At 33.7% G+C, this 2,502-nt stretch carries 3 protein-coding genes; 1 reads left to right on the top strand and 2 read right to left on the bottom strand.

Going from position 1 to position 2,502, the window contains the following annotated elements; all coding sequences use genetic code 11:
* Positions 1 to 175 precede the first annotated feature (175 nt).
* Together KPL51_RS22905 and KPL51_RS22900 are read right to left on the bottom strand one after the other, a co-directional pair.
* Complete coding sequence (locus tag KPL51_RS22905) at positions 176 to 397, bottom strand: hypothetical protein (RefSeq protein ID WP_216166727.1); 222 nt, start codon at positions 395 to 397, stop codon at positions 176 to 178.
* Positions 398 to 655: 258 nt separating this feature from the next.
* Positions 656 to 1,069 (bottom strand): sensor histidine kinase, encoded by a 414-nt coding sequence (locus KPL51_RS22900; protein ID WP_216166725.1) that lies wholly within the window; start codon positions 1,067 to 1,069, stop codon positions 656 to 658.
* 409 nt (positions 1,070 to 1,478) lie between these two features.
* Between KPL51_RS22900 and KPL51_RS22895 the strand changes: the two genes are divergently transcribed.
* Positions 1,479 to 2,480, top strand: a complete 1,002-nt coding sequence (locus KPL51_RS22895; protein WP_224854643.1) for a pyruvate formate lyase family protein — start codon at positions 1,479 to 1,481, stop codon at positions 2,478 to 2,480.
* The last annotated feature ends 22 nt before the right edge of the window (positions 2,481 to 2,502 follow it).

Here is a 2,502-nt window from a genome sequence, read left to right as displayed (position 1 = left end):
TTAACAAACAGAAAATTGTTAATCCAATTTTCTTATTAATAATAATCGCCCCCTTTTAATTATCTTTATAATTTAGTACGCACTTTTTTACCATTGCAAAACAAAATCTATTCCTAAAATGGAGATAGCTTTTGTTTAGATCTAATGAGTTTTTTATGAGTACCGTGGAGTAGTATTACAACTTATTATTTTTATTTGCTATTATGTCTATTAAACCAATGCTAAATATTAATACACCAATTAACATAAATGAATGTATGAACCCATTTAATATAGGAACAAATTCACCAGACAAATTTTTATTATAATACACTATTTTAACTGCTGTATACCCCAAAGGCGTACTTATTAGTATTATAATAAATGCTAATAAAAAAAATTTGATGTACTTTTTCATGATTACTCCCCCTTTAATATAGAATAACTCGTTATTAATTACTACTGTGAAACAATATATTTATACTAATTATACCTTATAATGATGAATAATCCATATGAAAAGTTACTTATATTTAACCAATAAAAGGCATTCAATATAACAAACGTTATCATGAATGGTTTTTGTCAATTTATTAAGGCGATGAGGCAACATCCGAAATTTCGGTTCTACCCTTTAATAGTTGTAGTAAGAATTCATTTAAATTTAACTGCAAATTTAATAATAAAGTAGGGTTGTATTTTGAATATAATTGGCGATGTTTTTTATAAATGAATTACAAATATATACTGAAATCTCCACGCGTATACTTTGATGTTTACTTTCCACTTTACTTTTATATATCATATTTTCCTTAAGTGCCTTTCCTGAAGGAAGCATAACTGTAAACTTACTTCCTTTTCCATATTCACTTTCAGCATGTATACTACCACCATGTAATTCCACAATCGTTTTAACTAAACTTAAACCAACGTCTGTACCCTCTGTATTTCTTGATAGTGATTTATCTACCTGCTTAAATCTATCAAATATCATAGCCAGATTACTGTCTTCAATGCCAATACCATTATCTTTAACTGATATTTCAACAAATTCATCATCAGCGTGTTTATACGATTTTAGAAGGGGCAAATGTTCTGATGGTGATGGCTGTTTTTTCTATAATTGCCATAACTATATAACCGAGGTTATATTTTATCCTATATTAAAACAAGAATTAAACCTTATGGAAAAGGAAATGGTAAGGTTTAAGGAGTTAGGTAGAGAAAGAGATTGGCAAAGGCAATATGTTAAATGGCAATACTAAAATTCACTTGTAGATAGTTTGGAGGTGCAAATCAATGGCCAAGAAGCCCAATAGAAATACCGAAGGTTTAAAAGAATTTGCAGTAAAGAGAAATTAAGAAACTATCGAAAAGGTTAATTTGAGAACAGTTGGTGAAAAAACAAAAAAACGTGTCATAGAAGAATCGGTACCTGGAAAGAAGTTTACAATCTCTTATGTTATTTAGGTCTGCTCAAATTTTAGAGGATGAATATTATGATAAAGAAAAAGTCAGATTTACCTAAACGTCTTCAATATCTGAAAGAAGTATATTTTAATGCAAAGCCAAGCATTACCATTGGTCATGCCTTGGCATTTACCGAAATTGCAAAAAAATATCCTGACATTCCAAGGAACGTGCTCCGGGCCAAAGGATTCAGGAGAGCATGTGAAACTGCCCCAATGCTTATACAAGAACAAGAGCTTATAGTCGGTCACCCTTGTGGCAAACCGCGTGCCGGTTCATTTTCACCAGACATCGCTTGGGAGTGGGTTCGTGATGAACTTGACACCATAAGCACTAGATCACAAGATCCTTACTTCATCAGCGAGGAAGACAAGAAGGTTATGCGAGAGGAATTGTTCCCATTTTGGAAAGGTAAATCTCTAGCAGAGGAATGTGAAAAAGCTTTTCGGAAAGAAGATTTGTGGGAATTTGGCGCGCAGGCATGCATAAGTGATTTAACCTACCATATGACAAGCGGTGGCGGAGATACCAGTCCGGGCTATGATATCATCCTTTTTAAAAAGGGAATTTGCGGAATTAAAGCAGATGCAGAAGCTTATCTTACCGGTTTATCAACTGACACAATTGAGGACAGGGATAAAATTTCTTTTTATCAAGCGGAAATAGAAACGTGTGAGGGAATTCTCACATATGCAGCTCGTCTTTCGATATATGCATGGGAACTGTTCGAAAAGGAAAAAGATCCAAAGCGTAAATCAGAGCTTAAAAAGATCGCCGAGGTCAATGCCCATGTGCCAGCTAATCCGCCGGAAACATTTCATGAAGCATTGCAGGCCATTTGGACAATACAGTCATTGTTTTTGATGGCAGATAATCAATCTAGTACTTCACTGGGCCGTATTGACCAGTATGTGTTACCTTGCTATGAGTCAGATATTGAGAATGGAAGACTAAGCGAAGAGCTGTATTTGTCAAGTGAAAAGTGGTTCTTTCCAATGTTAGTTGATTACACGTCTATTTTCAAGCCATAAGATTTTCTTATACAACATATCA

This window comes from Clostridium bowmanii (assembly GCF_018861315.1).
Lineage (GTDB): Bacteria > Bacillota > Clostridia > Clostridiales > Clostridiaceae > Clostridium_AD > Clostridium_AD bowmanii.
The sequence above is the reverse complement of the archived record's forward strand: the minus strand, read 5'-3'. Positions and strand labels throughout refer to the sequence as shown.